This is a genomic window from Achromobacter aegrifaciens (assembly GCF_902859735.1).
GTDB lineage: Bacteria > Pseudomonadota > Gammaproteobacteria > Burkholderiales > Burkholderiaceae_B > Achromobacter > Achromobacter aegrifaciens.
In genome coordinates this window covers 77562-101601 of sequence record NZ_CADIJY010000014.1, presented here as the reverse complement: position 1 = coordinate 101601, position 24040 = coordinate 77562, and the positions used below count along the sequence as shown (strand labels likewise).

Annotated in this window: 22 protein-coding genes; 11 read left to right on the top strand and 11 right to left on the bottom strand. The window is 66.9% G+C overall.

Annotation, left to right across the window (positions count from 1 at the left end; all coding sequences use genetic code 11):
• Positions 1–236 precede the first annotated feature (236 nt).
• The 4 genes from HV766_RS25850 to HV766_RS25835 all read left to right on the top strand — a co-directional run bounded on the left by HV766_RS25850 (position 237) and on the right by HV766_RS25835 (position 4798).
• The gene (locus HV766_RS25850) at positions 237–1397 is read left to right on the top strand and encodes a D-alanyl-D-alanine carboxypeptidase family protein (RefSeq protein ID WP_175182085.1); all 1161 of its coding nucleotides are present in this window, start codon (positions 237–239) and stop codon (positions 1395–1397) included.
• 12 nt (positions 1398–1409) lie between these two features.
• Positions 1410–1958: a hemerythrin domain-containing protein gene (locus HV766_RS25845; protein ID WP_054451207.1), complete on the top strand. Its 549-nt coding sequence runs from the start codon at positions 1410–1412 to the stop codon at positions 1956–1958.
• An 81-nt stretch (positions 1959–2039) separates the two neighbouring features.
• Positions 2040–2912: a phosphonopyruvate hydrolase gene (locus tag HV766_RS25840; protein ID WP_175182084.1), complete on the top strand. Its 873-nt coding sequence runs from the start codon at positions 2040–2042 to the stop codon at positions 2910–2912.
• 128 nt (positions 2913–3040) lie between these two features.
• A complete protein-coding gene (locus tag HV766_RS25835; RefSeq protein WP_175182083.1) occupies positions 3041–4798 on the top strand; it encodes a SulP family inorganic anion transporter in 1758 nt (585 codons plus the stop codon).
• A 19-nt stretch (positions 4799–4817) separates the two neighbouring features.
• Here HV766_RS25835 and HV766_RS25830 read toward each other — a convergent pair whose 3' ends face one another.
• From HV766_RS25830 to HV766_RS25805, 6 genes are all read right to left on the bottom strand, one after another.
• The gene (locus HV766_RS25830; protein ID WP_175182082.1) at positions 4818–5582 is read right to left on the bottom strand and encodes an ABC transporter ATP-binding protein; all 765 of its coding nucleotides are present in this window, start codon (positions 5580–5582) and stop codon (positions 4818–4820) included.
• Positions 5579–7468: an ABC transporter permease gene (locus HV766_RS25825; protein ID WP_175182081.1), complete on the bottom strand. Its 1890-nt coding sequence runs from the start codon at positions 7466–7468 to the stop codon at positions 5579–5581. Before HV766_RS25825 ends, HV766_RS25830 begins: the two co-directional genes overlap by 4 nt.
• Positions 7468–8691 carry an ABC transporter substrate-binding protein gene (locus HV766_RS25820; protein WP_054451212.1) on the bottom strand — a complete coding sequence of 408 codons (1224 nt, stop codon included), beginning with the start codon at positions 8689–8691 and terminating at the stop codon, positions 7468–7470. Before HV766_RS25820 ends, HV766_RS25825 begins: the two co-directional genes overlap by 1 nt.
• A 180-nt stretch (positions 8692–8871) precedes the next feature.
• Complete coding sequence (gene rpmG, locus HV766_RS25815) at positions 8872–9039, bottom strand: 50S ribosomal protein L33 (RefSeq protein WP_003810296.1); 168 nt, start codon at positions 9037–9039, stop codon at positions 8872–8874.
• Positions 9040–9076: 37 nt separating this feature from the next.
• Complete coding sequence (rpmB, locus tag HV766_RS25810; RefSeq protein ID WP_006385639.1) at positions 9077–9313, bottom strand: 50S ribosomal protein L28; 237 nt, start codon at positions 9311–9313, stop codon at positions 9077–9079.
• Between the two features lie 354 nt (positions 9314–9667).
• Positions 9668–10816 carry a Bcr/CflA family multidrug efflux MFS transporter gene (locus HV766_RS25805; RefSeq protein WP_054451213.1) on the bottom strand — a complete coding sequence of 383 codons (1149 nt, stop codon included), beginning with the start codon at positions 10814–10816 and terminating at the stop codon, positions 9668–9670.
• 206 nt (positions 10817–11022) lie between these two features.
• On the opposite strand from HV766_RS25805, the gene HV766_RS25800 reads away from it, so the two are divergent.
• The 5 genes from HV766_RS25800 to HV766_RS25780 all read left to right on the top strand — a co-directional run bounded on the left by HV766_RS25800 (position 11023) and on the right by HV766_RS25780 (position 16647).
• Complete coding sequence (locus HV766_RS25800) at positions 11023–12285, top strand: class I SAM-dependent methyltransferase (protein WP_175182080.1); 1263 nt, start codon at positions 11023–11025, stop codon at positions 12283–12285.
• 516 nt (positions 12286–12801) lie between these two features.
• On the top strand, positions 12802–13803 hold the full coding sequence (locus HV766_RS25795; RefSeq protein WP_054451214.1) for an ABC transporter substrate-binding protein: 1002 nt from the start codon (positions 12802–12804) through the stop codon (positions 13801–13803).
• Between the two features lie 235 nt (positions 13804–14038).
• Positions 14039–14896 carry an ABC transporter permease gene (locus HV766_RS25790; RefSeq protein ID WP_054451215.1) on the top strand — a complete coding sequence of 286 codons (858 nt, stop codon included), beginning with the start codon at positions 14039–14041 and terminating at the stop codon, positions 14894–14896.
• Positions 14893–16152 carry a quaternary amine ABC transporter ATP-binding protein gene (locus HV766_RS25785; RefSeq protein ID WP_054451216.1) on the top strand — a complete coding sequence of 420 codons (1260 nt, stop codon included), beginning with the start codon at positions 14893–14895 and terminating at the stop codon, positions 16150–16152. The genes HV766_RS25790 and HV766_RS25785 overlap by 4 nt, the downstream gene beginning before the upstream one ends.
• A gap of 120 nt (positions 16153–16272) precedes the next feature.
• On the top strand, positions 16273–16647 hold the full coding sequence (locus tag HV766_RS25780) for a tautomerase family protein (RefSeq protein WP_054451217.1): 375 nt from the start codon (positions 16273–16275) through the stop codon (positions 16645–16647).
• A 77-nt stretch (positions 16648–16724) separates the two neighbouring features.
• Here HV766_RS25780 and HV766_RS25775 read toward each other — a convergent pair whose 3' ends face one another.
• From HV766_RS25775 to HV766_RS25765, 3 genes are all read right to left on the bottom strand, one after another.
• Positions 16725–17690, bottom strand: coding sequence for a Bug family tripartite tricarboxylate transporter substrate binding protein (locus HV766_RS25775; protein ID WP_125471078.1), 966 nt, complete (start codon positions 17688–17690; stop codon positions 16725–16727).
• A gap of 89 nt (positions 17691–17779) precedes the next feature.
• On the bottom strand, positions 17780–18256 hold the full coding sequence (locus HV766_RS25770) for a MaoC family dehydratase (protein ID WP_054451219.1): 477 nt from the start codon (positions 18254–18256) through the stop codon (positions 17780–17782).
• On the bottom strand, positions 18253–19500 hold the full coding sequence (locus HV766_RS25765; protein ID WP_175182079.1) for a CaiB/BaiF CoA transferase family protein: 1248 nt from the start codon (positions 19498–19500) through the stop codon (positions 18253–18255). Before HV766_RS25765 ends, HV766_RS25770 begins: the two co-directional genes overlap by 4 nt.
• Before the next feature lie 71 nt (positions 19501–19571).
• On the opposite strand from HV766_RS25765, the gene HV766_RS25760 reads away from it, so the two are divergent.
• A complete protein-coding gene (locus HV766_RS25760) occupies positions 19572–20468 on the top strand; it encodes a LysR family transcriptional regulator (RefSeq protein ID WP_233564579.1) in 897 nt (298 codons plus the stop codon).
• Positions 20469–20476: 8 nt separating this feature from the next.
• Here the strand turns inward: HV766_RS25760 and HV766_RS25755 are convergent, their stop codons facing one another.
• Both HV766_RS25755 and HV766_RS25750 read right to left on the bottom strand, forming a co-directional pair.
• On the bottom strand, positions 20477–21469 hold the full coding sequence (locus tag HV766_RS25755; protein WP_054451221.1) for a Bug family tripartite tricarboxylate transporter substrate binding protein: 993 nt from the start codon (positions 21467–21469) through the stop codon (positions 20477–20479).
• Positions 21470–21527: 58 nt separating this feature from the next.
• Complete coding sequence (locus HV766_RS25750) at positions 21528–22727, bottom strand: CaiB/BaiF CoA transferase family protein (protein WP_370540118.1); 1200 nt, start codon at positions 22725–22727, stop codon at positions 21528–21530.
• A 160-nt stretch (positions 22728–22887) separates the two neighbouring features.
• Here HV766_RS25750 and HV766_RS25745 point away from each other — a divergent pair, with 160 nt between their 5' ends.
• Positions 22888–23937, top strand: coding sequence for an AraC family transcriptional regulator (locus HV766_RS25745; RefSeq protein WP_119451015.1), 1050 nt, complete (start codon positions 22888–22890; stop codon positions 23935–23937).
• Positions 23938–24040: the final 103 nt, after the last annotated feature.

The following is a 24040-nucleotide window of genomic DNA, read 5'->3' as shown; positions in this document are numbered from 1 at the left end:
CGATGATAGCGGAAGAGTGGCGATTAATGCGGTTTTCTAGCGGGTTTTTGGCCCTTGTTTGTTGTTTTCGACACAGAAAGTGCTTTGTAGAAGGGCTCCAGCAAGATGTCGTGACATTCATCGCGCATCTTTTCAGATGCCTGCGGCACTGAACCAACTGCGCCGGGCATGTTCCAATTGCGTGCCCTGCGCGAGACCCGCGCGGGAAAAACCAAGCATGGAAGCGAAGCAGTCATATGTTGATGAAGAAGTTGGCGGCGAGCCTGATCGTCGCGGCCGCGTGCATGTCGGGCGCCGTGGCGCAGACGGTGCCCGCGCCGGCCCTGTCGGCCAAGGCCTGGCTCTTGCTGGACGAGACCAGCGGACAGGTGATCGCGTCGCATGCGGCGGCGACCCGGATCGAGCCCGCGTCCCTGACCAAGATCATGACGGCCTACGTCGTGTTCGAGGCGCTCAGCAAGAAAGAGCTGTCCGCGGCGCAAATGGTCACGGTGTCGACCCGCGCCTGGAAGGTGCCGGCGGGCAGCTCGAAGATGTTCCTGGAGCCGGGCTCGAAGGTTTCGGTGGACGATCTGCTGCGCGGCCTGATGATCCAGTCGGGCAACGACGCGGCCATCGCGCTGGCCGAGGCCGTGTCGGGCAGCGTCGAGGCCTTCGTGGCGCGGATGAACGACACCGCCGCCAGGCTCGGCCTGCACGCCACGCATTTCGCCAGCCCGCACGGCTTGCCCGATCCGGGGACCTACTCCACCGCCAGCGACCTGTCCATGCTGGCCACGCGTTTCATTCGCGATTATCCCCAGCTCTACAGGACCTACGATTCGGCCAAGCAGTTCACCTACAACAAGATCACGCAGCCGAACCGCAACCGCCTGCTGTGGCTGGATCCCAGCGTGGACGGGCTGAAGACCGGGCATACCGAATCGGCCGGCTATTGCATCGTCGCCACCGCGCAGCGTCCTAATGGCGCTGACCAGCGCCGCCTGATCACGGTGGTGGTGGGCACGGCGTCGGACAAGCTGCGCACGCAGGAAAGCCGCGAGTTGCTGGAGTGGGGCTTTCAGGGGTTCAATACCATCAAGCTGTACGCGCGCGGCCAGGCGGTCGCCACGCCCGAGGTATGGAAGGGCGAGCAGGACAGCCTGAAGGCCGGATTCGCGCGCGATGCCTACGTGACGGTGCCTGCGGGCGCCAAGGTCGAACCGGTCTGGACACCGCAGGATCCGCTGATTGCGCCGATCGCGGCCCAGTCCGCAGTGGGCGAGGTGCGTGTGCTGGTGGACGGCAAGCCCGCCATGCAGTTTCCGGTGGTGGCACTGGAACCGGTGGCCGAGGCCGGATTCGCGGGACGCGCGTGGGATTCCATCCGCTTGTGGTGGCGTGGCCACGCCGGATAACGGAGGTGTGCGATGGCGGTGAGCTTTCCTGGAGGCCCGGCCCCGGCGCCGGGCGCGGATGATCCCTTGGCTTTGCTGTCGGCCTGCCATGGCCGCATTTCCCGCCAGTGCGCGACCTTGGGGCGTCTTGCCGCGCACCTGCCGGTGCATGGCAGCGACGCCGCGGCTCAAACCGCGGCGGCCAGCGTCATGCGCTACTTCGATACCGCGGCCGCACACCATCACGAGGACGAGGAAGAGGACCTGTTTCCGGCCTTGATCGAATCCATGGCCGGCTCTGACGCCGTCTGTCTGCATGCGCTGGTGGACGGCCTGATGGCCGAGCACCGGCAGTTGGCGCGGCGCTGGGAGCCCTTGCGCCAGGCGCTCGCCGAGATCGCGGCGGGCCGCCAGGCCGAGCTGCCCGCCAGCCAGGTGCAGGATTTCACCGATGCCTACGCCGCGCATATCCAGCGTGAGGAAAGCGAGCTGCTGCCGATGGCGGCGCGGCTGATCCCGGACGATACGCTGGCCGGGATCGGGCAGGCCATGAAGGCGCGACGCGGCGGCGAGGCCGGCTGACGTTTCGGGCAAGGCGGGGATTGGCGCTACGATGGCCGCAGCCGGCGCGCGGCGCGCCGGGTTTTTGCCTACGTGTCCGCCATGACCAGAAACGCCCGTTTCCGCCAGAAATTGCAGGATCCCGTCTTGATGCACGCCATGTCGGCGCACAACCCGCTGTCCGCCAGGCTGGCGGCCGATGCCGGGTTCGACGCCATCTGGGGCAGCGGCTTCGAGCTGTCGGCCAGCTACGCCGTGCCCGATGCCAACATACTCTCGCCCTCGCAGCACCTGGACATGATGCGGGCGATCGCCGCCGCGGTGGACGTGCCCGTGATTGCCGACATCGACACCGGATTCGGCAATGCCATCAATGTCTCCTACATGGTGCCGCAGTACGAAGCTGCGGGCGTGTCGGCGGTGGTGATGGAAGACAAGACCTTTCCCAAGGACACGAGTCTGCGCGCGTCCGGCAGGCAGGAGCTGGTGCGGATCGAGGAGTTTCAGGGCAAGATCGAAGCCGCCTGCAGCGCCCGCCGCGATGCGGATTTCTGCGTGATCGCCCGGACCGAGGCGCTGATCGCGGGCGCCGGCGAGCAGGAGGCCTTGGCCCGTGCGCGCGCGTATGAAGCTGCGGGCGCGGACGCCATCCTGATCCATTCCAGGCAGAACACGCCCGACGAGATCCTGTCGTTCATCGCGGCATGGCAAGGCCGCGCGCCGCTGGTGCTGGTGCCCACCGCCTATCCGCAACTGCGCGAAGCCGATATCCAGGCGCTGGGCAAGGTCGGCCTGGTCATCTATGGCAATCACGCCATCCGCGCCGCGGTGGGGGCGATGCGGGACGTGTTCGCCCGCATCCGCAGCGATGGCGGCATCCATCAGGTGGATGCGGCGCTGCCGGCGGTCAAGGAAATCATCGCGCTGCAGGGCGATGCCCATATGCGGGAGCTGGAGCGCCGTTACCTCAAGTAAGCGGGACGCGTTGCGCGCGAGGGGCGCTAGCGATTACGCTAGACGACCCGCCGCCCGCCCTGTGCGCCGCAGGCGGAACCAATCAGAAAGCAGATGCCGAGGGACAAGAAAGAATGATGCAGGGGGGGATGAGCGTCGCGCGCCGGTTGTTCGGCTCGTGGGTGGACGAGGTCAATGCGCGGACCTTGCGTGCGGATGCGACGGCGGGCTTGCTGGGCGCCTTGCTGGTGTTGCCGCAGGGCGTGGCGTTCGCCATGCTGGCGGGCCTGCCGCCCGAGTACGGCCTGTATTCCGCCATCGTTCCCTGTATCGTCGCGGCGCTCTTCGGGTCCAGCCGCCATGTCATGTCGGGCCCGACCAATGCCAACTCGTTGGCGCTCTATGCGGTGTTGACGCCGCTGGCGGTGGCCGGCAGCCAGGGCTACATCCAGCTGGCGCTGGCCGTGACCGTGCTGGTCGGGCTGATGCAATGGCTGGTGGGCACGCTCAGGCTGGGCTCGCTGGCGCACTTCATCTCGCCGTCGGCGCTGTTCGGCTTCACCAGCGGCGCGGCGCTGCTGATCGCCGTGCATGCGCTGAAGGACGCGCTGGGCATGCCGTCGCCGGGCGCGCACGGCGCGGGCGCCTTGCTGGCCAGCCTGGCCGCGAATCTGGCGCAGGTGCACTGGGGCGCCTTGCTGGTGACCCTGACCACCCTGGCCGTGGCGCTGCTGGTGCGGCGTCTGGACAAGCGCAAGCCCTACATGTTGGCGGGCCTGGCGGCGGGCGCGCTGGCGGCCGCGGGCTTCAACGCGCTGACCGAAGGCGCGCCGGTGTCAGTGCTGGGTGCGCTGGCCCAACCTTGGCCGCCTTTCCATATTCCCAGCGTCGATTGGCGCGCCTTGCCCGAACTGCTGAGCGTGGCCTTCGCGCTGACCATCGTGGCGCTGGCGCAATCCATCTCCATCGCCAAGGCCGTGGCCACGCGTTCGGGCCAGCGCATCGACGCCAACCGCGAATTCGTGGGGCAGGGGCTGTCCAATATCGTGGGCGGCTTTTTCTCCTGCTACCTGTCTTGCGGGTCGCTCAACAGGTCCATTCCCAACTACGAGGCTGGCGCCAAGACGCCGCTGGCGTCCGTGTTCTCGGCCTTGCTGCTGGTGGCGCTGGTGGCCCTGTCCGCGCCGCTTTTGGCCATGATTCCGCACGCGGCGATTTCCGGGCTGCTGCTGCTGGTGGCCTGGACCCTGTTCGACATTCCGCGCTGGCGGCAACTGATCCGCACCCAGCGCGGCGAAGCGATCATCGCCGCCGCCACGCTGGCTGCCACCATCACCATACGCATGGAAGTGGCGATCCTGCTGGGCACGGTGTTGTCGCTGATGGTCTACCTGCACCGCACCTCGCGGCCGGCGATGCGCACCATGGGCTTCGACTCGCGCGGCTTGGAGCGGCGCTTCGTGGTGTTGGAGCACGCGCCGGATGCCTTGCCGGAGTGCCCGCAACTGAAGCTGCTGCGCATGGAAGGGTCGGTCTATTTCGGCGCTGCCACGCACGTGGCGCAGCGCCTGCATGAGCTGCGCGCGGCGCCCGGCGCGCCGCGCCATCTGCTGGTGATGGCCAAGAGCATGAATTTCATCGACATGGCGGGCGCGCAGGTCTGGGAAGACGAACTGGCCGCCAGGCGGGCCATGGGCGGCGATCTGTACTTCCACCGCCCGCGGCCGGAAGTGCTGGACATGTGGCGTCGCACGGGTTTCCTGCAGCGGCTGGGCGAGGACCATATCTTTCCCGACAAGGCGACCGCGCTGCATACGATCTACGCCAAGCTGGACCGCGGCATTTGCGAGGGATGCCAGGCCAAGATCTTCTGGGAATGCCAGCCCAACGGGCTGAGGAACGACTGAGGCCGCGTGCGCGGCCGGCTCAGGCCGGCTGCGGCGCTTCCGTGCCCAGATAGGCCGCGCGGACCCGCTCGTCGGCCGCGATCGTTGCGGGTTCGCCCTCGGCCAGCAGGCTGCCGCGCACCAGCACTGCGATGCGATCGGCGTGCTTGAACACAACATCCAGGCTGTGCTCGGTGAACAGGACCGCAATGCGCTGGGTGTCCGCCAGCGTGCGCGTCAGCCGCATCAGCGCATGACGTTCATTGGTGGCCATGCCCGCCGTGGGTTCGTCCATCAGCAAGAGGCGCGGCTGGTGCGCCAGCGCCATCGCCAGCTCCACCCGCTTGACGTCGCCGTAGGCCAGCGTGCCGCAATGCTCCTGCGCCTTGTCCGCCATCTGCACCTGGGACAGCAGCGACATGGCCTCCTCGGCCGCGTGCCGGGTGGCCCGGCGCCACGGATTCAGCAGCAGCCGGTCGCGCGACAGCAGCGCAGTCTGCACGTTCTCGCGCACCGTCATGGAGCGGAAGGTGGCCGCGGTCTGGAAGGTGCGTCCCACGCCCAACCGGCAGATCTTGCCTGCCGACAGGCCTACCAGTTCGCGGCCGTCCAGCAGGACGGAGCCCGAGTCGGGCCGCAGCTGGCCACCCAGCGCGTTGAAACAGGTGGACTTGCCGGCGCCGTTGGGGCCGATCAGCGCCAGCATCCGGCCCGCGTCCAGCGTGAAGGACACGCCGGCCAGCGCGTCGATGCCGCCGAATGATTTGCGCAGGTCCCGGACTCGCAGCAGGGGGGCGGTGTTCATGCGCGCCTCCTGTTCCAGCTTGCGGCCAGGCGCGAGGCAGCGCCGGCCAGCCCCTCGGGAAACGCCATGACCAGGGCCAGGATGGCCAGCCCCAGCACCGCGTGCCAGTACTCGGTGCTGCGCGCGGCGGCATCCTGCAGCCAGGTGTAGGACGCAGCGCCAACGAGCGGGCCGGCCAGCGTCTGCAACCCGCCCAGCAGCACCATGACCAGTCCGTCCACGGAGCGGCTCACGGCCAGCGTGTCGGGCGCGATGCTGCCCTTGGAAAATGCGTAGAGCGAGCCCGCCAGGCCGGCGGCGAAAGACGCGGCCACGAAGCCCGCCCATTGCACGCGCCGCGTGTCCATGCCCAGCGCCTCGGCGCGCAGGGCCGAATCGCGCACGCCGCGCAGCGCATAGCCCAGCGGCGAGAACGCCAGGCGGCGCAGCCAGGCGATGCCGGCGACGCACAGCGCCAGCGTCAGGTAATAGAACCAGGGGCCCTGGGCGAGCCAGGCCGATGGCCACAGCCCGATCAGGCCGTTGCTGCCGCCCGTCACGTCATCCCATTGATAGGCCAGCGCCCAGAGGATCTGCGCCACTGCCAGGGTCAGCATCGCCAGGTACACGCCCGACAGGCGCACGCAGAACCAGCCGAACAGCAGGGCGCCGAACGCCGCGGCGAAGGGGCCGAGCAGCAGCGCCGCTTCCATCGGCACGGCCGCCAGCTTCAGGAGCAGCGCGGCGCCGTAGGCGCCCAGGCCGAACCAGGCGGCATGGCCAAACGAGGTCATGCCGGCCAGCCCGGTGAGGAAATGCAGGCTGGCGGCAAACAGCGCGGCGATCAGGATTTCGGTCAGCAGGATGGCCAGATAGGGGCTGTGAGCGGCCGCCACCGGCGCCAGTACCAGGAGCGCCAACAGCGCGCCATAGGCCAGCCGCAGGCCGCGGCCGGCCGGCGCGATGGGGCGCTCCGGGGCGGCGGTGTGGGATGCCGGCTCGGGCGGTTTGCCCAGCAGACCCCAGGGCCGCACGACCAGCACCACGGCCATCACGGCGAATTCCGCCAGCAGCGTGAGCTTGGACAGGTTGAAGAGCCAGGGGCCGATCTGCACCTGTCCCAGGAACACGAACAATGCCTTGACCGAGCAGATCAACAAGGCGGCGAGGAAGGCGCCGGGAATCGAACCCAGGCCGCCCACCACCACCACCACGAACGCGCTGGCGATGATCTCCAGGTCCAGGCCCAGGGTGGCGGGTACCCGCGGCGCGGCCAGCGCGCCGCCCAGGCCGGCCAGGAACGCGCCCAGGGTGAATGCCGAGGTGAACAGCCAGGCTTGATTCACGCCCAGCGCGGCCAGCATCTTGCGATTTTCCGCCGCGGCCCGCAGCAACCGGCCCCAGCGCGTACGCATCAGCAGCAGCCAAAGCAGGCCCAGTACCACGGGGCCGGCGGCGATCAGCAGCAGGTCGTATTCGGGATAGCGCCGGCCCAGGATCTGCACGGCGCCAGACAGGCCGGGGGCGCGCGCTGCGAACAGGTCTTCGGGGCCCCAGATGGCCAGCGCGGCGTCGCCGATGATGAGCACCAGTGCAAAGGTCGCCAGCAGCTGGAACAGTTCAGGCGCCTGGTACAGGCGCCGCAGCACCAGCCATTCGGCGGCCGCGCCGATAAGGCCCGTGGCCAGCGCCGCCAGAAGCAGCCCGGCCCAATAGCCGGCGCCGTCGCCGAAGTAGTTGGTGAAGGTCCAGGCCAGGTAGACGCCCAGCATGTAGAACGAGCCGTGGGCGAAGTTCACCACGCGCGTGACGCCGAAGATCAGCGACAGGCCGGCGGCGACCAGGAACAGCGCGCTGGCGTCCGCCAGCCCATTGAGCAGCTGCAGCAGCAGCCCGGACAGGCTCATCAGTGCGCCGGACGCATCTTGCGCACTTGCTCGTCAGGCGGCTGCAGGCGTGCGCCGTCGATATAGGCGAAGTCCTTCATGATGCCCTTGCCGTCTTCCACAGCGGTCACGCCCACGTACACGCCCATGGTCGACTGGTGGTCGATCTTGCGGTATTGGATGGGGCCATAGGGCGTGTCCACCTTCAGGCCGGCAAACGCGTCGACCAGTTTTTCGGTGTCCACTTCGCCCGCAGCCTTCAGGCCCTGGGCGATGGACATGAGGGACGCGTAGCCCACGACCGAGCCGACCTTGGGCGTTTCGTTGTAGCGCTTCTTGTAGGCTTCGACGAACGTGGTGTTGGCCGGGGTGTCGATGGCGTACCAGGGGTAGCCCGTGACGATCCAGCCGGTGGGCGTGTCGGCGCCCAGCGGTTCCAGGTATTCGGGTTCGCCAGACAGCACCGACACCACGGCGCGGTTCTCGAACAGGCCGCGGGTATTGCCCTCGCGCACGAAGCGCGTCAGGTCGGCGGCGAACAGCACGTTGAAGATCGCGTCGGGCTTGGCGTCGGCCAGGGCCTGCACCACGGCGCCGGCATCGACCTTGCCCAGCGGCACGGCCTGCTCCGCGACGAACTCCACGTCGGACTGGAACGAGGTCATCATGGCCTTGAAGGTGGCCACCGCGGACTGCCCATACTCGTAGTTGGGGTAGACGATGGCCCAGCGCTTCTTGCGCAAGGCCAGCGCCTTGGGGGCCAGCGCCGCCACGTGCATCCAGGTTGAGGGGCGCAGACGGTAGGTGTAGCGGTTGCCGTCCTGCCAGGTGATCTTGTCGGTGAGAGGCTCGGCCGCCAGGAAGAACACCTGCTGCTGTTTGGCGAAATCCGTCAGCGCCAGGCCGGTATTGGAAAGGAATCCGCCGAACAGCAGCTCGACCTTTTCGCGGGCCAGCAATTCCTGGGCCGCGCGCACCGAATCGCCGGGGTTGCCGTTGTCGTCGCGCGAGATCACTTCCAGCTTCCTGCCCAGCACGCCTCCGCCGGCGTTGACCTCTTCCAGCGCCAGCTGCCAGCCCTTTTTATAGGGGCCAAGAAAGGCGGGTATCGCCTTGTAGCTGTTGATCTCGCCGATGCGGATGGGTGGCTCCTTGTCCTTGGCCGAGGCGGCGGGAGCCAGCGCCAGGGCCAGGAGGGCCGGCGCCACGGCGCGGCGCAGCAGGGTAAGGCAGGGACGGAACATGTCAGGTATCGCGTGGAGAGGGAATCTGGCGCCAGCAGGCGCGGCGGATGACAGCGGCCCAATTGGAACATGGGCCTTCGCCCCGGGGCAATAGACAAGGCGCCCCATGCGGCGCTCGCCAGAAATGAAAAAAGGCCCTGCGGTGCAGGGCCTTTTCGACTTGCGGGAAAACCGGCTGAATTACTTCAGCTTGGTTTCCTTGTAGTCAACGTGCTTGCGAGCGACCGGATCAAATTTCTTGATCAGCATCTTCTCGGGCATGTTGCGCTTGTTCTTGGTGGTCGTGTAGAAATGACCCGTGCCGGCAGTCGACTCGAGCTTGATCTTTTCGCGGATACCTTTGGCCATGTCGTGCTCCTAGTATGTAGATTGGCGGGGAGGCTGATTAAGCCAGTTCGCCGCGGGCACGCATTTCGGCCAGCACGGCGTCGATGCCGTTCTTGTCGATCGTGCGGATGGCCTTGGCCGAAACACGCAGGCGGACCCAGCGGTTTTCGCTTTCAACCCAGAACCGGCGCGATTGCAGGTTGGGCAGGAAGCGACGCTTGGTCTTGTTGTTCGCGTGCGAAACATTGTTGCCCACCATCGGGCCTTTGCCGGTCACTTGGCATACGCGTGCCATGGATGCACCTCTTTAGGTCGTTCTTTTGTCGCGCATCGCTTGGGGGGTAGACAGGGTTTCAGCCGCCGGGCTGTAGAGGCGCTTGCGCTGCCTTTGCCGGCCACCCAGTCTTAGTGGATGAGGGGGGATCGGAGTGGCTGTTAAAGCCCGTCTGGTCCGCCCCAGTGCTTATACCCGCTGCCTGCCACCCGCGGAATTCTTGGAAGAATCTCTGGGATTTCCTAAGAAAATCGCCAGACGTTGCGCGGTTGGGGTCAGAGTGCTGAACTACAAAGCATAGTAGTCCGGCACGGGAAACTTCATGTGAAGACTTAGATTCTAATACGAAAAGCCTAAATAAATCAAGCGGCCAGGCTACTTGGTGTGCGATTGCGCCACGCGGCCCGAGATCCAGGACAGGCAGGCGCAGGCCGCCAGCGTGGTCGTCAGGGGCAGGGCGCTGTCGGTCTGCCAGGCGCTGACGGCGAAACCGGCCAGCGCGCCGCAGGACAATTGCAGCGTCCCCAACAGCGCGGAAGCCGCGCCCAGCCGCTTGCCCTGGTCCGCCAGCGCCAGCGCCGCCGAGTTGGGATTCACGAAGCCCTGGCTGCCCATGTAGCAGATCAGGCACAGCATCAGCAGGGGCAGGGTCATCCAGCCGCCCAGCGTCAGCGCGACCGCCGCCAGGCTGGCGCAGGCCAGCGAGGTCAGGGCGCGGCGCTGCAACTGGCGCGGCGTGTAGGTGCGCAGCAGGCGCGCGCTGATCTGCGAGCAGACGATGAGCGACAGCGCGTTGGTGCCGAACAGCAGGCCGTAGTACTGGGGCGGCACGCCGTAGAGTTCGATGAAGACGCGCGGCGAGCCGATGATGTAGGCGAACATGCCGGCCTGGCCGAAACCGCCGGCCAGGCTGTGCGCCATGAAGCCGCGATGCGCGAACAGGTCGCGGTAGTTGCGCAGGATGGTTTCCCAGCGCAGGGGCACCACGCGTTCAGGCGCCAGCGATTCCTTCATGATCAGGATCACGGCAGCCATCAACATCGCACCGCCGGCCAGCATGACCCAGAACAGGCTGCGCCACGAGGTGATGGCAAGCAGTTGGCCGCCCGCCAGGGGCGCGAGAATGGGGGCCAGGCCCATGATGAGCATCAGCAGCGACATGGCGCGCGCGGCTTCATGGGTTTCGTAGTGGTCGCGGATGACCGCGCGCGGGATCACAATGCCGGCGGCCCCGCCCATGGCCTGCACCACGCGCCAGCCGGTCAGCGCTTCCACCGACCCCGACAGCGCACAGCCCAGCGAAGCGATCATGAACAGCGTCAGCCCCACCAGCAGCGGCGGCTTGCGCCCGTAGCGGTCGGCCATCGGGCCATAGAACACCTGCGCCATCGCCAGGCCGATCAGGTAGGCGGCCAAAGTGCGTTCGACGTCGCCGCGCGACACGCCCAGGTTCGCCGCGATCGTGGGGAACGCGGGCAGGTACATATCGATGGCGAACGGACCGATTGCGGTCAGCGCGCCCATGAGTATCAGCCAGCCAGGCAGGCCGCTGCGAAAAGACTGTGATGGGGGCATGTGGATTGCGGGGTAGCGCAGTGACAGGGCCCGGATGCGGTTTGTTGCACGGTTTGGGCCAAGTAAACGACTGTATCACGGGCAACCTTACAAGCAAATTGCAAGTTTTTTCCGATAAAGTCATTGCGGTCCGTACGTATTCCAGAGGAGAAGTCGTGAATCCTTTGTTGTCTGTTGTGGAACGCAAACTCCAGGCCCTGCCGGTCCCGGTCCAGCTGGTTCTGCCCGACGGCGCCGTGCTGGGGCCGCCCGAACCCCGCGTTCGTTTCGTCACGCACGACAAGACTGCGCTGGCGCACCTGGCCGAAGGCGCAGTGGGCGTGCTGGGGCAGGATTACGTGGAAGGCCGCATCGACATCGAAGGCAATATGCGCGATGTGATGGCCGCGGCGTCGGCGCTGCTGCCGGGCTCGCCGGTGGACGCGGCGCGCGGCGGCTGGCTGACCGAGCTGGTGCGCAAGGTGGTGTCGGTCTGGCGCCATTCGGTCGAACGCGACGCCAAGCAGATCGAATTCCACTACGACCTGTCCGATGATTTCTACGCGCTCTGGCTGGATCCGCGACGGGTCTATTCCTGCGCCTACTACCGTGAACCGGGCATGACGCTGGCCCAGGCCCAGGAGGCCAAGCTGGACCACATCTGCCGCAAGCTGCGCCTGTGCGCAGGCGAGCGGTTCCTGGATGTGGGGGCGGGGTGGGGCGGCCTGCTGCTGTGGGCTGCCGAGAATTACGGCGTGGACGCCACCGGCATCACGCTGTCGCGCAACCAGCATGCCCATGTCAGCAAGCTGATCCAGGAGAAGGGGCTCGCAGGCCGGGTCCGCATGGAACTGCTGGACTACCGCAAACTGGACGAATCCGCGCCCTACGACAAGATCGCGTCGGTCGGCATGTTCGAGCACGTGGGCCGCGCCCAGCTCGAGGGCTACTTCGCCAAGCTGCGCCGCCTGCTCAAGCCGGGCGGACTGATCATGAACCATGGCATTACCGCGGCCGGCGTCTACAACGCCGAGCTGGGCAACGGCATGGGCGAATTCATCGAGAAGTACATCTTCCCGGGCGGCGAATTGACCCACGTCAGCGTGGTGATGGAAACCCTGACCAACGGCGGGCTGGAAGAGGTGGACGTGGAAAACCTGCGGCCGCATTACGCGCGCACCCTGTGGGCCTGGAGCGATGCGCTGGAGGCGCGCCTGCCTGAAGCGGCGCGCATCCTGGGCGGCGAGCAGGGCGAGCGTTCGCTGCGTGCCTACCGGCTGTACCTGGCCGGCTGCGCCATGGCGTTCGAGCACGGCTGGATCGCGCTGCACCAGATCCTGGGCCAGCATCCGGCGACAGGACGCGCCGATGAGCTGGACAATCCGCCGGACCTCGCCTACCCCTGGCGCCGGGACTACATGTACGCCAAGAACGAGTAGCGGTCAGCGGGTGTCCGCAGGATGGCCGGTTTCAATGGGTTTGACACCGAGAAGTGGGCCGAAACGCGTCCGCCCACTGGCCGGAACCGCGATTTCCGGCCAATTCGAAACCGCTAAAGCGTATGGATATGAATTTATTATTTACTGAATGTATCTTTGCGTCTGAATCAAAATCCCCTAGGGAAAGCTGCTGTTTCACTCCTTGCGATTGCGGGTAATCCCGGACCGTTTTTTCCGGAAATGTATCTGATTCATTCCGAGGTGGGGTTGGGCTGAGCATCAATTTCGTTTAAGATGCTGGCTTCTTCGTTCAGTTTGTTCACTTTCTGTGGGTTTTCAAAAACTGCGTTTTTGAAGCTCCTGTCTTGCAAGATGCCGCACCCTCGCGGACCGTCTTGTTGCTAGTGTCGGTTTGTATTGGCGGTTCTGCCCGTCTTCCGCACAACCCCCTTAGCTCCATGGCACCTCCGGGCCCAAGCCTGGCGTGTGTCCCTGAACCTATGGAGGCAAAAGCCAATGCGTTTTACCCCTGTCAAGACCCTGGCCGCCGCGGCTGTGTTCTTCGCCTTTGCCGGTGCGGCCCAAGCCGCCGACGCCGTCCAGTGCGAAATCAAGCGCCCGGTCAATTTCGGCGCGATGAACTGGGAATCCAATCTGGTCCTGGTCGACGTCGAACGTTTCATCATGGAAAAGGGCTACGGTTGCAAGACCGAGACCTTGCCGACCGAAACCCTGCCCGCCCTGGCTGCGCTGGAGCGCGGCGACCTGGATATCAATACCGAGATCTGGCTGAACAGCGTCGCCGACCCCTGGGACCGCGCCGAGAAGACCGGCAAGGTCAAGCGCATCGGCGATCTCTACATGGGCGCCGAGGGCTGGTACATCCCGCGTTACACGGCGGAGCGCCTGCCCGAATTGAAGTCCGCGGCCGACCTGCCGAAGTTCAAGGACAAGTTCAAGGATCCGGAAGAGCCCGGCAAGGGCCGTTTCTACGGCTGCCCGGCAGGCTGGGGCTGCGAGATCACCAGCAACAACCTGTTCCACGCCCTGAAACTGGACGACAGCTACACCCTGTATTCGCCCGGCACGGGCGCGGCGCAGAAGGCGGCCCTGATGTCGGCCTACAAGCGCAAGCAGAACGTGGTCTTCTACTACTGGTCGCCCACGCCGCTGGTGGGTTCCATGGACCTGGTCAAGCTGGACATGCCGCCCTACGACGCCGAAAAGCACAAGTGCCTGACGTCGCCCAAGTGCGCCAAGCCCGAACCCAGCGCCTATCCCGACAATCCCGTCTTCACGGCGGTGAACACCAAGTTCTCCGAGGAAGCGCCCAAGCTCACCGAATTCCTGTCCAAGGTCTCGGTGCCGCTGCCGGTGATCAACGAAACCCTGGCCCACATGGAAGAGTCCGGCGACGAAGCCAACGCCGTGGCCAAGTGGTTCCTGAAGAACAAACCCGACGTCTGGACCAAGTGGGTCCCCGCCGACGTCGCCGGGCGCGTCCAAAGCGCGCTGTAACCCGCCATGTTCCTGGCTGCGCGCCGTCGCGGTGCGCTCCGGCCCTTCATGGGGCCGGATTTCTTGGCCAGGATGGCCGCCGGCCGGGCGCTCGCGCCCGGACCGAGATGCGCTGGCGCTGCCGGGATGGCCGGCCGTTTTCTAGCTGGAAGCCGCAAGCTTGCGCCGCATTGCCCGATTCCTGGGCATGCGGGCGCGGTCCGGGCGGTGAGTGCGCCAGAATGGAGTAGAACGAATGTTTCCTGAAATTATTCCCGCCCGGCAGGTCCGGGGGGCGATCGACGGCTTTGTCGATCACCTGGTCACCAACTATGCCGACACGCTGGAGACTCTGTCCCAGCCCGTGCTGCATGCCCTGGTGTGGCTGGAGCAGCTGCTGCGCAATTCGCCCTGGTGGGCGGTGGTCGCGGTGACGATCGCGATCGCCTGGGGCGTCAGCCGCCGCATCGGCCTGAGCCTGGCGATGGGCGCGCTGCTGTGCGTGATCGGCGTGCTGGGCCTGTGGGACGCCGGCATGCAGACGCTGGCGCTCATGATCATGGCGGCCGGCCTGTCGGTGATCATCGGCATCCCGCTGGGCGTGCTGATGGCGCGGGTCAACTGGCTGCGCTCCATCATGCTGCCGGTGCTGGATGTGATGCAGACCATGCCCAGCTTCGTGTACCTGATTCCCGTGGTCATGCTGTTCGGCCTCGGCAAGATCCCGGCCATCATCGCCACCGTGATCTACGCCGTGCCGCCGCTGATCCGCCTGACCGACCTGGGCATCCGCCTGGTCGATCGCGAAGTGCTGGAAGCCTCGCGCGCCTTCGGCGCCAATCCGCGCCAGCAGCTGTTTGGCGTGCAGTTGCCGCTGGCCTTGCCCAACATCATGGCCGGCATCAACCAGACCACGATGATGGCGCTGTCGATGGTGGTGATCGCCTCGATGATCGGCGCGCGCGGCCTGGGCTATGAAGTGCTGCTGGGCATCAACCGCCTGGAAGTGGGCCGCGGCCTGCTGGCGGGCTTGGGTATCGTGGTGCTGGCCGTGCTGTTCGACCGGATCACGCAATCGTATGGACAGCGCATGCGCATGGGAGGCCAGCGATGAGCAAGATCGAGGTCAAGAACATCTACAAGGTCTTCGGGCCGCACCCGAAGAAATGGCTGGAAGCCGCCCAGGGCGGCATGAGCAAGGAACAGCTGCTGGCCGAAAGCGGCCACACGCTGGGCCTGCGCGACATCAGCCTGTCGATCGAAGAAGGCAGCATCTACGTCATCATGGGCCTGTCGGGTTCCGGCAAGTCCACGCTGATCCGCCACTTCAACCGCCTGATCGAACCCAGCGCCGGCCACATCCTGGTCGACGGCGTGGACGTGGTCAGCCTGAACAAGCGCGACCTGGAAGTCTTCCGTCAAAAGAAGATGAGCATGGTGTTCCAGCGCTTTGGCCTGTTCCCGCACCGCACCGTGCTGGACAACGCCGCCTACGGCCTGACCGTGCAGGGCGTCGGCCGCGCCGAACGCGAAAAGCGCGCCCGCGAGTGGCTGGACCAGGTGGGCCTGTCGGGCTTCGAGAACCAGTACCCGCACCAATTGTCGGGCGGCATGCAGCAGCGTGTCGGCCTGGCCCGGGCGCTGGCCACCGACGCCGAAATCCTGTTGATGGACGAGGCCTTCTCGGCGCTGGATCCGCTGATCCGGCGCGAAATGCAGGACCAGTTGCTGCAGTTGCAGGCCAAGCTGAACAAGACCATCGTCTTCATCACCCATGACCTGGACGAAGCCCTGCGCCTGGGCAACCGCATCGCCATCCTCAAGGACGGCGAACTGGTGCAGGAAGGCACGCCGGAAGACATTCTGCTGAATCCGGCCAATGACTACGTGCAGTCCTTCCTGCAGGACGTGAACCGCACCAAGGTGCTCAACGCCACGCACGCCGTGAATCCGGCGCGCCTGACCCTGACCATGCGTTCGCGTCCCGCCCATGCCATGGACCGCATGCGCGCCCTGAGCTACGAGTACGCGCCGGTGCTGGACGGCAAGCGGCTGGCCGGCGTGCTGACCGCCGAGGCCGCCACGCGTGCCATCGAAGAAGGCGCGCGCGACATTTCCCGCTACGTCGAGGATCTGGCTTCCGTGCCCGCCACCGCTGGCCTGGGCGAGGTGCTGGCCCAGCTGGTGCACAGCGACCAGCCGGTCGCGGTGACCGGCGAAGACGATGAGTTCATCGGCATGCTGTCGCGCAAGAAGGTGGTGGAGCTGGTGACGCCGGCCCTGGCCGAAACCGCGCCTGCGGCGGAAGCCGCCGCTGCCGTCGACGCGCAGGAGCAGTCCGAACCCGAGCGCCGCGACCAGGCGGCCTGACAGGGAGAAACCCTAATCCAGATCGAGGCCGCGCGGCCGTCAGCGCGGTCCTGATCCGGATATGATGGTTTGCCGGCCGCCTGGGCCGGTTTCTCCTTTTTCGGAACATCGGAATCAGTCATGCCTATTTTGAATGTCCAGATCATGGAAGGCCACACGGCCGCCCAGAAGGCCGCGTTGCTGCAGGCCGCATCCAACGCCGTTGTCGAGAGCATCGCGGCGCCGCTGCCCAGCGTGCGCATCGTGCTGCAGGAAGTGCCGGCGGCGCATGTGATCGTGGGCGGCGAAATCGGCAAGGCCATGGCGCGCGTCGACGTCGCGCTGATCTCCGGCCGCGACGAAGCCAAGAAGGCCGCGCTGATCGCGGCGCTGAACCAGGCGGTGTGCGCCAGCATCGGCATCTCGGGCCAGGACGTGCGCGTGCTGCTGCGCGACGTGCCAAATACCGACATGGGCGCGGCCAACGGCATCACGGCCAAGGCCAACGGCCGCTGAGCTTTGCCGTCCGCCTGGCAGCTCAGACAGAAGCGCCCGCGATTCGCGGGCGTTTTTGCATCTGCCTTCAGCAACCGTCAGTCCAGCTTCACGTTGGCGGCCTTCACCACCTCTCCCCACCGCGCGATTTCGCTCTTGATGTAGGCGGCATATTCCTGCGGCGTGGATCCCAGCGCCTGCGCGCCTTGCGCCTTGAGCTGCCTGGTCATTTCAGGCGATTGCAGCGCGCGCCGGATTTCAGCGTTCAGCTTGTCGATGACCGGCGCGGGCGTGCCCGCCGGCACCACCACGCCTTGCCAGGCGCCCATCTCGAATCCGGGCGCCACCGTTTCCGCCACCGTCGGCACGTCGGGCAATTGCTCGCTGCGCGCGCCGCTGGTCACGGCCAGCGCGCGCAGCTTGCCTTCGCGGATGAAGCCCAGCGAATCGTTCAGCGTATTGGTCATGAGCTGCACCTGCCCGCCGACCAGATCCGTCATGGCCGGGGCGCTGCCGCGATAGGGGACGTGCACCGCGTCGATTTCGAGCGAGCGCAACAGCAACAAGGCGCCCAGGTGCGTGACGTTGCCGGCGCCGGCCGACCCATACGACAGCTTGCCGGGATGCTCGCGCGCATACTGCACGAACGTCCGGGTGTCCGGCGCCGGCACGGACGGATGCACCAGCAGCACCAGCGGGATCACCGCCGTGGACGACACCGGCGCGAAGTCCTTGACCGGATCGAAGGCCAGCGACCGGTACAGATTGGGGCTGAGCGCGATGGAGGAGGTGTTGTACAGCACGGTGTAGCCATCGGGCTTGGCGGCAGCCGCGTACTGCATGCCGATGTTGCCGTTGGCGCCGCCCTTGTTCTCGACCACGACGGTCTGGCCCAGCTGGTCAGTCAGCTGCTTGGCCAGCACCCGGGCGACCAGGTCGGTCGGCCCGCCAGGCGGGAAGGGCACCACCATGGTGATGGGGCGTTCGGGCCAGGCTGCGTGGGCGCTGGCGGCGGCGCCCAGCGCGAGAATGGCGAGGCTGCCTGCCAGCAGTGCTTTCTTCATTGCTTGTCTCCTTGTGCTGTTCTTGTGACGCGGATCGCGTCCCGGCGCCAGCGCCCTCTTCGGGGGGCGCTTGATCGCCTGATGATGGTTCAGGGCCTGCCGGCCAGCATGCGGGTGGCCGTGTATGCCATTACCGGCTTGCCGTGCTGGTTGCGTACTTCGATGACCGAGGCGACCACCGCCCGGTTGTGCTGCGAGGTGGGACGTATGCTCGTGACTTCGATCTCCGCCCAGATGGTGTCGCCCGCGACCACGGGCGCCAGCATTTTCTTGTGGACTTCCAATAGCGCCAGCCCGGTGCCTTGCACCATGCCCTGCATGATCAGCCCCTCGATCAGGCCGTAGGTCAGGCCGCCGGGGGCGGGGCGTCCCTGGATCGCGCCGTGGGCATACGTGGCGTCGATGAAGATCGTCTCCAGCATGCCGGTCACGCTGATGAAGTTGACGATGTCGGTCTCGGTCACCGTGCGGCGGAAGGTCTGAAAGCGCTGGCCCACGGCCAGGTCCTGCCAGTAATAGCCCTGGCCAAGCTGCTTGATATCGTCGGCGTTGCGGTCTGCGGTCATGCGGAGTCCTTGCGGTTGTTCGGGGTTGAGGGATGCGCGTCGCGGGCTGCGCCCGATTCCAGAAGCCCGGCGATCTGGGCTTCATCCAAGCCGGCCTGGCGCAGTACGTCCAGCGTGTGTTCGCCCAGGCGCGGCGGCATCGCGGGCGGCACATGGGAATGCTGCAGACGCACCGGGTTGCGGGGAAAGCGGTAGCGGCTGCCGGAGGCGCTGTCGAGCGGCGCGAAGAAGTCCACGCTTTGCAGGTGCGGGTCGGCCTCCAGGTCCTGCAGGCGGTTGATGGGCGCGGCGGGGATTTCCAGGCGCGCGCACAGCGCCAGCCAGTAGGCGGTATCGCGCCCGGCCACGATGCCGGCCTGCAGTTCGTAGAGCGTTTCGATGTGCCGCGTGCGCGACGCGATGTCGGTAAAGCGCGCGTCCTGCGCCAGATCGTGGCGGTCCGCGGCGATGAAGAAGTCGTGCCAATGGGCGTCGGTGTAGGGCATCAGGCAGACATGGCCGTCGGCGGTCTTGCAGGGCTTGCGCCAGGGCGTGAGCACGCGCGGATAACCGGCCTCGCCGGGCTCGTCGACCAGGTGCCTGCCGTAGTAGTGCTCGACCAGCGCGTAGGACGCCATGCTTTCGAACATGGGCACTTCCAGCTGCTGGCCCGCGCCGGTGCGCTCGCGCTGGAACAGCGCGGCCAGGATGGCGTGCGCCGCGATCAGTCCGCAAGTCTTGTCGGCGGCCACGGTGGGCAGGTAGCGCGGTGCGCCGGTCTGGCGGTCCACCAGGTCGGCCAGGCCCGACAGCCCCTGGATGATGTCGTCATAGGCGGGCTGGCCGTCGTAGGCGCCGCCCGCGCCGAAGCCGTACAGGCCGGCGTAGACCAGGCGCGGGTTGCGCGCGCATAGCGTGTCCGGATCCAGTCCCAGCGCGGCCATCTTGGCGGGGCGCATGCTGTGCATCAGCACGTCGGCCTGGTCCGCCATCGTCAACAGCGCCTGGCGCGCCGCGGCCTGCTTCAGGTCCAGCACGATGCTGCGCTTGTTGCGGTTCAGGCCCAGGAAGATGGCGGCCAGCCCGGATTCCTGGGCGGGGCCGGTATGCCGCGTCGAATCGCCCGCAGGCGATTCCACCTTGATCACGTCGGCGCCGTAGTCGGCGAGTATCTGCGAGGCGTAGGGGCCGAACACCACGGACGTCAGGTCCAGGATGCGCACGCCGCCCAATGCGCTGGCTTGGGATAGGGGAGTGGCTGTCATGGCGGAAATCCTATCGGCCGTCGGCATACGCGTCTAATATGGCGTAGGTATTGGGCGATATGGAATTTGTTATGGCTATCGATTTGCGGCAGCTCCGGCAGTTCGTCACCATCGCGGAGTTGGGCAGCTATCGGCGGGCCGCAGACACGCTGCACATTGCGCAACCTGCGCTGTCGGTCTCGATCCAGAAACTGGAACACGCGGTGGGCGCGCCGCTGCTGGTGCGCGGCCCCAAGGGCGTGACGCCGACGCCGGCGGGACAGGCATTGATGGCGGACGCGCGCCGTGCGCTGTTCCACGCCGACCAGGCGCGCCAGGCGGCCCGCCGCGTTGCGTTGGGCGAGTGGGGCACGCTGCGGCTGGGGTTTGTGGGTTCTGCCACCTACATGCTGCTGCCGCGCTGCCTGCCGGCCTTCCGGGCGCAGTATCCGGACGTGCAGCTGGACCTGCGCGAGGACAGCACGGTCGGCTTGGTCGCAATGCTGCGCGCCAACGATATCGATGCGGGCCTGGTGCGCGGTCCGCTGGCGGAAGACGCAGCGCTGGATTCCTGGGTGGTGGAGCGCGACGATCTCATCCTGGCCCTGCCGGCAGGGCATCCGTTGGCCGCGGGCGGGCCGGTCAGCCTGGAGCGTGCCCGCGCCGAGAACTTCGTGCTGTATTCGCCCCTGAAGGTGCCGGGTTTGCACGGCGTGGCGCAGGCGCTATGCCTGAAGGCGGGATTCTCGCCGCGCATCAGCCAGGAGGCGATACAGGTGCAGACGCTGATCAGTCTGGTCGCCAGCGGCATGGGCCTGGCGCTGGTGCCGGGCGTGACGCGCGCGTATTCCACCCCGCACGTGGCCTTCGTGCCGCTTAACGACGCCGACGCGCACGATGCGCTGTCCCTGTCGCTGGTGACACATCGCGACACGTCCTGCGCATCGGTGCTGCGCCTGCGCGACTGCATGCTGAACCCTGCGGGCTGAGGTCGCGGCTACGTCTTCAGGCCCAGTTCGGCCACGAATCTCTTTTCTTCCGCGACCTGCCGGACCGCGAAGTCGGTGTAGGCGGCGCTGTCCATCAGCATGTGCGGCTGGTCGGCGGTTTCCAGCGCGCGGTTGTATTCCGGATCGCGGGACGCGCGGTGGAATGCCTGCTGCAAAATGCGCGTGACCTCGGGATCCATGCCCTTCGGTCCGGCGATGCCGACTGGATTGGCCGCGACGATGGGATAGCCCAGTTCCGTCAGCGTGGGCACGTCGGGCACGCGTTTGGCGCGGGTTTCACCCAACACCGCGAGCAAGCGCGCCTTGCCGGTGTCTATCATCGGCCCCCAGCCTGCATCCGAGATCATCTGGATATGGCCGCCCAGCAGCGCGGTGGTCTCTTCGGCCGCGCCCTTGTAGGGGATGAAATTGAAGCGCGTGTTCGTCAGCCGCGACAGGCGCTCGATCGCGATGCGCCCCGAGCCGCCGGTGCCGGTGCCGCCGTAGCTGATCTTGTCGGGATGCGCGCGCGCGTCGGCAATCATTTCGTCCAGCGTGCGCCAGGGCGCGTCCTCGCGCACCACGATGGCGTACGAGTAGGCGGTCATGCAGGCGACGTAGGTGAAGTCCTTGAGCGGGTCGTAGTTGACCTGCTGCAGAAAGGGGTAGCGGAACAGCGTGCCTACCACCACCGACACGGTATAGCCGTCGGGTGCGGCGGTCTGCGCCATGGCCGCCGGGCCCAGCGTGCCGCCTGCGCCTGGCCGGTTGGCAATCACGACCGTCTGGCCCAGTTCGCGCGAGGCAGCGATCGCCAGCGCGCGCATCTGGGTGTCCGTCGCGCCGCCCGCCGGAAACGGCACGATGAGCGTGACGGGGCGGGCCGGAAAGCCCGAGGCGCTGGCCTGACGCGGCAAGGCCAGCGTGGCGGGCAAGGCCGCACCCAGCTTGAGCAGGCTGCGGCGCAGGGGCGAGGGAAGGCTGCGATGTGGATCTTTCATGATTGTCTCCGTCCTGGTTATGGTCGCTTGGGTGGCGGGCGGGGCTGGCCGTATGTGCCTACAGCGCAATGCCGCGCCCGATCAGGCTGGCGACGTCCGGCTCGCTGTAGCCGGCCTCGCGCAGGATCTGATCGGTGTGTTCGCCCGGCAGCGGAGCCTGGCGATGTATGGCGAACTGGAAGCCCGACATCTTCACCGGGCTGGCCACATGGGTGTTACGGCCATAGACCGGATGCTCGGTCTGCAGCGGCATGCCGCGGGCGACGAACTGCGGATGCGTCAGGCCCTCCGCCAGCTTGAGCACGGGCGACACGCAGCAGTCGGCGCCTTCAAACAGTTCCAGCCAATGCGCCAGCGGCCGGGATCCGAAGATCTGCTGCAATTCGCGGCGCACGCGCGCCTGCTGCGCCGCGTCGCCGTCGCGATGCAGCGGCGCCAGGTCGGGGCGATCCAGCCGCCGGCACAGCGTTTGCCAGAATTTCAGCTCCAGCGCGGCGACCGCCAGATAGCGCCCGTCCGCGGCGCGGTACTGGCCATAGCATGCCAGCCCGCCGGACAGGGTATCTGCGCCCGCCGGCCGCGTGTCGCCGCGGGCATTGAGCGTGGCCAGCGGCACGACGGCGCCGGCCAGCAGGCCGTCGGCAATGGCGATATCGATGTACCGTCCGCGCCCGCTGCGCTGGGCGTCGTACAGCGCGGCCAGGATGCCCATTACCGCCGTAAGCGAACCTCCAAGTATGTCGGCCACGGGCAGGTTCGACAGCGCCGGCAGATCGGGCCCGCAGCCCATCTGGTCGGCGACACCGGCGCAGGCCGCATAGTTCAGGTCGTGGCCGGCGGCGTCGCGCTGCGGACCGTCCTGTCCGTAGCCCGTGATGCTGCAGTAGACCAGCCGGGGATTGTGGCGCGCCAGGGTGGCGTAGTCGGCCTGCAGCCGCGCGGCCACGCCTGGACGGAAACTCTCGATCACCACGTCCGCGCCGCGCGCCAGCGCGGCCAGCGCCGCCTGTCCCTCGGGATGCTTGAGATCCAGCCGCAACCCGCGCTTGTTGCGGTTGCAGATGGCGCGCAGGGGCGGCGGCGCATAATCGCCCGCCTGCGTATCCTCGATCTTGATGACGTCGGCACCCAGGTCGGCCAGGTATTGCGCGCCCAACGGGCCGGGCAGCAGCCGCGACAGATCCAGGATCCTGACGCCCGCGAGCGGGGCGGTGTTCGGTGTATCCAAAGAGGGACTCCCGTAAATACGAAGTGGCATGCCCATTCGGGGCTCGGGCCAGTCTAGGCGCGGCTTTCCGGCTGACCAATGGCGGATTCGCTGATTGCGCTTGGCGAGAATGCTCACGCCGGCCATTCCTGTGCGCGCAGGCTTTGGCTACCATCGATCCATCGGCGTACGCCGGCCGCTGGATATCCTCATGACCCATCACACCATCGCCGTGGGACATATCGCCCAGATCCTGCAAGGCGCGCGCAGCCGGGGCGTGGACGTGGACCGGGTCCTGACGCGCGCCGGCGTGCCGCCGTCCCTGCTGCAGGCGCCGATGGCGCGGGTATCGCAGGCGCAGCTCGCACAGATCATGCGGACGCTGCGCCGAGCCACCCGGGACGACTTCCTGGGCATGGGCCAGCATCCGGTTCCCATGGGGGCGTTCGACCATGCCTGCCGGCTCGCGCTGCGGGAAGACACGGTGGGGCAGGCGCTGCGCGTGGCGTTCCGCTACTACCACGGCGTGCTGCGGGATTTCACCGCCCGCTTGTGCGTGAGTGGCGAGCGGGCGCGCATCGTGCTCGACTCGCGCGCGCCCAGCAGCTGTGCGCGCTGGTATGGCGAACGCTCCTTTCTATTCTTCACGCTGGGCGTGGCCAACTGGCTGGCGGCGCGGCGCATTCCCATCCTGGGCGTGGACTACAGCAGCGGCGCACGCAGCGCCGATGCGCACAGGCTGTTCTACGCGCCGGTGCGCTATGGCCAGCCGGTGACGGGCCTGTGGCTGGAGTCGCGCTGGCTGGCCTTGCCGGTGGTGCAGAACGAACAGACGCTCAAGCCGTTTCTGGCCAATGCGCCGTTCGACCTGTTGGTGAAGTACCAGGACCGCACCACCCTGACCGATCGCATCCGCCGCCTGTTGCGCAACGATCTGTCCAGGGAGTTGCCGTCGCTGATCCAGGTCAGCGCGCAACTGGCGATGACGCCGCAGACGCTGCGGCGGCACTTGCGTGAAGAGGGGCAGGGCTTCCAGGCCCTGAAGGATGACTTGCGGCGCGATGCCGCAGTCGAATATCTGGGCCGCCACGATCTATCCCTGATGGATATCGCCGAGCGTCTGGGCTTTTCCGAACCCAGCACCTTCCACCGCGCCTTCAAGAAATGGACCGGCGTGTCGCCGGGAGAATACCGCCGCAACCGCCTGGTCTGCGGCCCCGAAGGCCGGCAAGCCGCTGACACTTTTCGCCTATCGGTTTGACGCCTGCGGCCATTGCCGCGATCCGGCCCCAAGGAGGAAGCTAGGGGCTCGAGGACGAACGCACGCTGTTCCGCGCAAGGAGCACGGCGCCGCAGGAGACGAG

What these genes read in the sequence shown, in the direction of transcription:
- HV766_RS25825 (WP_175182081.1), bottom strand. Translation starts at nt 7,468, where the DNA reads ATGAGCCTGTCCGGGCTGCTGCTGCAGCTGCTCAATGGGCTGGCGGAC.
- HV766_RS25750 (WP_370540118.1), bottom strand. Translation starts at nt 22,727, where the DNA reads ATGCCACTTCGTATTTACGGGAGTCCCTCTTTGGATACACCGAACACC.
- HV766_RS25765 (WP_175182079.1), bottom strand. Translation starts at nt 19,500, where the DNA reads ATGACAGCCACTCCCCTATCCCAAGCCAGCGCATTGGGCGGCGTGCGC.
- HV766_RS25845 (WP_054451207.1), top strand. Translation starts at nt 1,410, where the DNA reads ATGGCGGTGAGCTTTCCTGGAGGCCCGGCCCCGGCGCCGGGCGCGGAT.
- HV766_RS25755 (WP_054451221.1), bottom strand. Translation starts at nt 21,469, where the DNA reads ATGAAAGATCCACATCGCAGCCTTCCCTCGCCCCTGCGCCGCAGCCTG.
- rpmB (WP_006385639.1), bottom strand. Translation starts at nt 9,313, where the DNA reads ATGGCACGCGTATGCCAAGTGACCGGCAAAGGCCCGATGGTGGGCAAC.
- HV766_RS25775 (WP_125471078.1), bottom strand. Translation starts at nt 17,690, where the DNA reads ATGAAGAAAGCACTGCTGGCAGGCAGCCTCGCCATTCTCGCGCTGGGC.
- HV766_RS25805 (WP_054451213.1), bottom strand. Translation starts at nt 10,816, where the DNA reads ATGGGCGCGCTGACCGCAATCGGTCCGTTCGCCATCGATATGTACCTG.
- HV766_RS25850 (WP_175182085.1), top strand. Translation starts at nt 237, where the DNA reads ATGTTGATGAAGAAGTTGGCGGCGAGCCTGATCGTCGCGGCCGCGTGC.
- HV766_RS25830 (WP_175182082.1), bottom strand. Translation starts at nt 5,582, where the DNA reads ATGAACACCGCCCCCCTGCTGCGAGTCCGGGACCTGCGCAAATCATTC.
- HV766_RS25790 (WP_054451215.1), top strand. Translation starts at nt 14,039, where the DNA reads ATGTTTCCTGAAATTATTCCCGCCCGGCAGGTCCGGGGGGCGATCGAC.
- HV766_RS25820 (WP_054451212.1), bottom strand. Translation starts at nt 8,691, where the DNA reads ATGTTCCGTCCCTGCCTTACCCTGCTGCGCCGCGCCGTGGCGCCGGCC.
- HV766_RS25760 (WP_233564579.1), top strand. Translation starts at nt 19,572, where the DNA reads ATGGCTATCGATTTGCGGCAGCTCCGGCAGTTCGTCACCATCGCGGAG.
- HV766_RS25745 (WP_119451015.1), top strand. Translation starts at nt 22,888, where the DNA reads ATGACCCATCACACCATCGCCGTGGGACATATCGCCCAGATCCTGCAA.
- HV766_RS25795 (WP_054451214.1), top strand. Translation starts at nt 12,802, where the DNA reads ATGCGTTTTACCCCTGTCAAGACCCTGGCCGCCGCGGCTGTGTTCTTC.
- HV766_RS25780 (WP_054451217.1), top strand. Translation starts at nt 16,273, where the DNA reads ATGCCTATTTTGAATGTCCAGATCATGGAAGGCCACACGGCCGCCCAG.
- HV766_RS25785 (WP_054451216.1), top strand. Translation starts at nt 14,893, where the DNA reads ATGAGCAAGATCGAGGTCAAGAACATCTACAAGGTCTTCGGGCCGCAC.
- HV766_RS25835 (WP_175182083.1), top strand. Translation starts at nt 3,041, where the DNA reads ATGAGCGTCGCGCGCCGGTTGTTCGGCTCGTGGGTGGACGAGGTCAAT.
- HV766_RS25770 (WP_054451219.1), bottom strand. Translation starts at nt 18,256, where the DNA reads ATGACCGCAGACCGCAACGCCGACGATATCAAGCAGCTTGGCCAGGGC.
- HV766_RS25840 (WP_175182084.1), top strand. Translation starts at nt 2,040, where the DNA reads ATGACCAGAAACGCCCGTTTCCGCCAGAAATTGCAGGATCCCGTCTTG.
- rpmG (WP_003810296.1), bottom strand. Translation starts at nt 9,039, where the DNA reads ATGGCCAAAGGTATCCGCGAAAAGATCAAGCTCGAGTCGACTGCCGGC.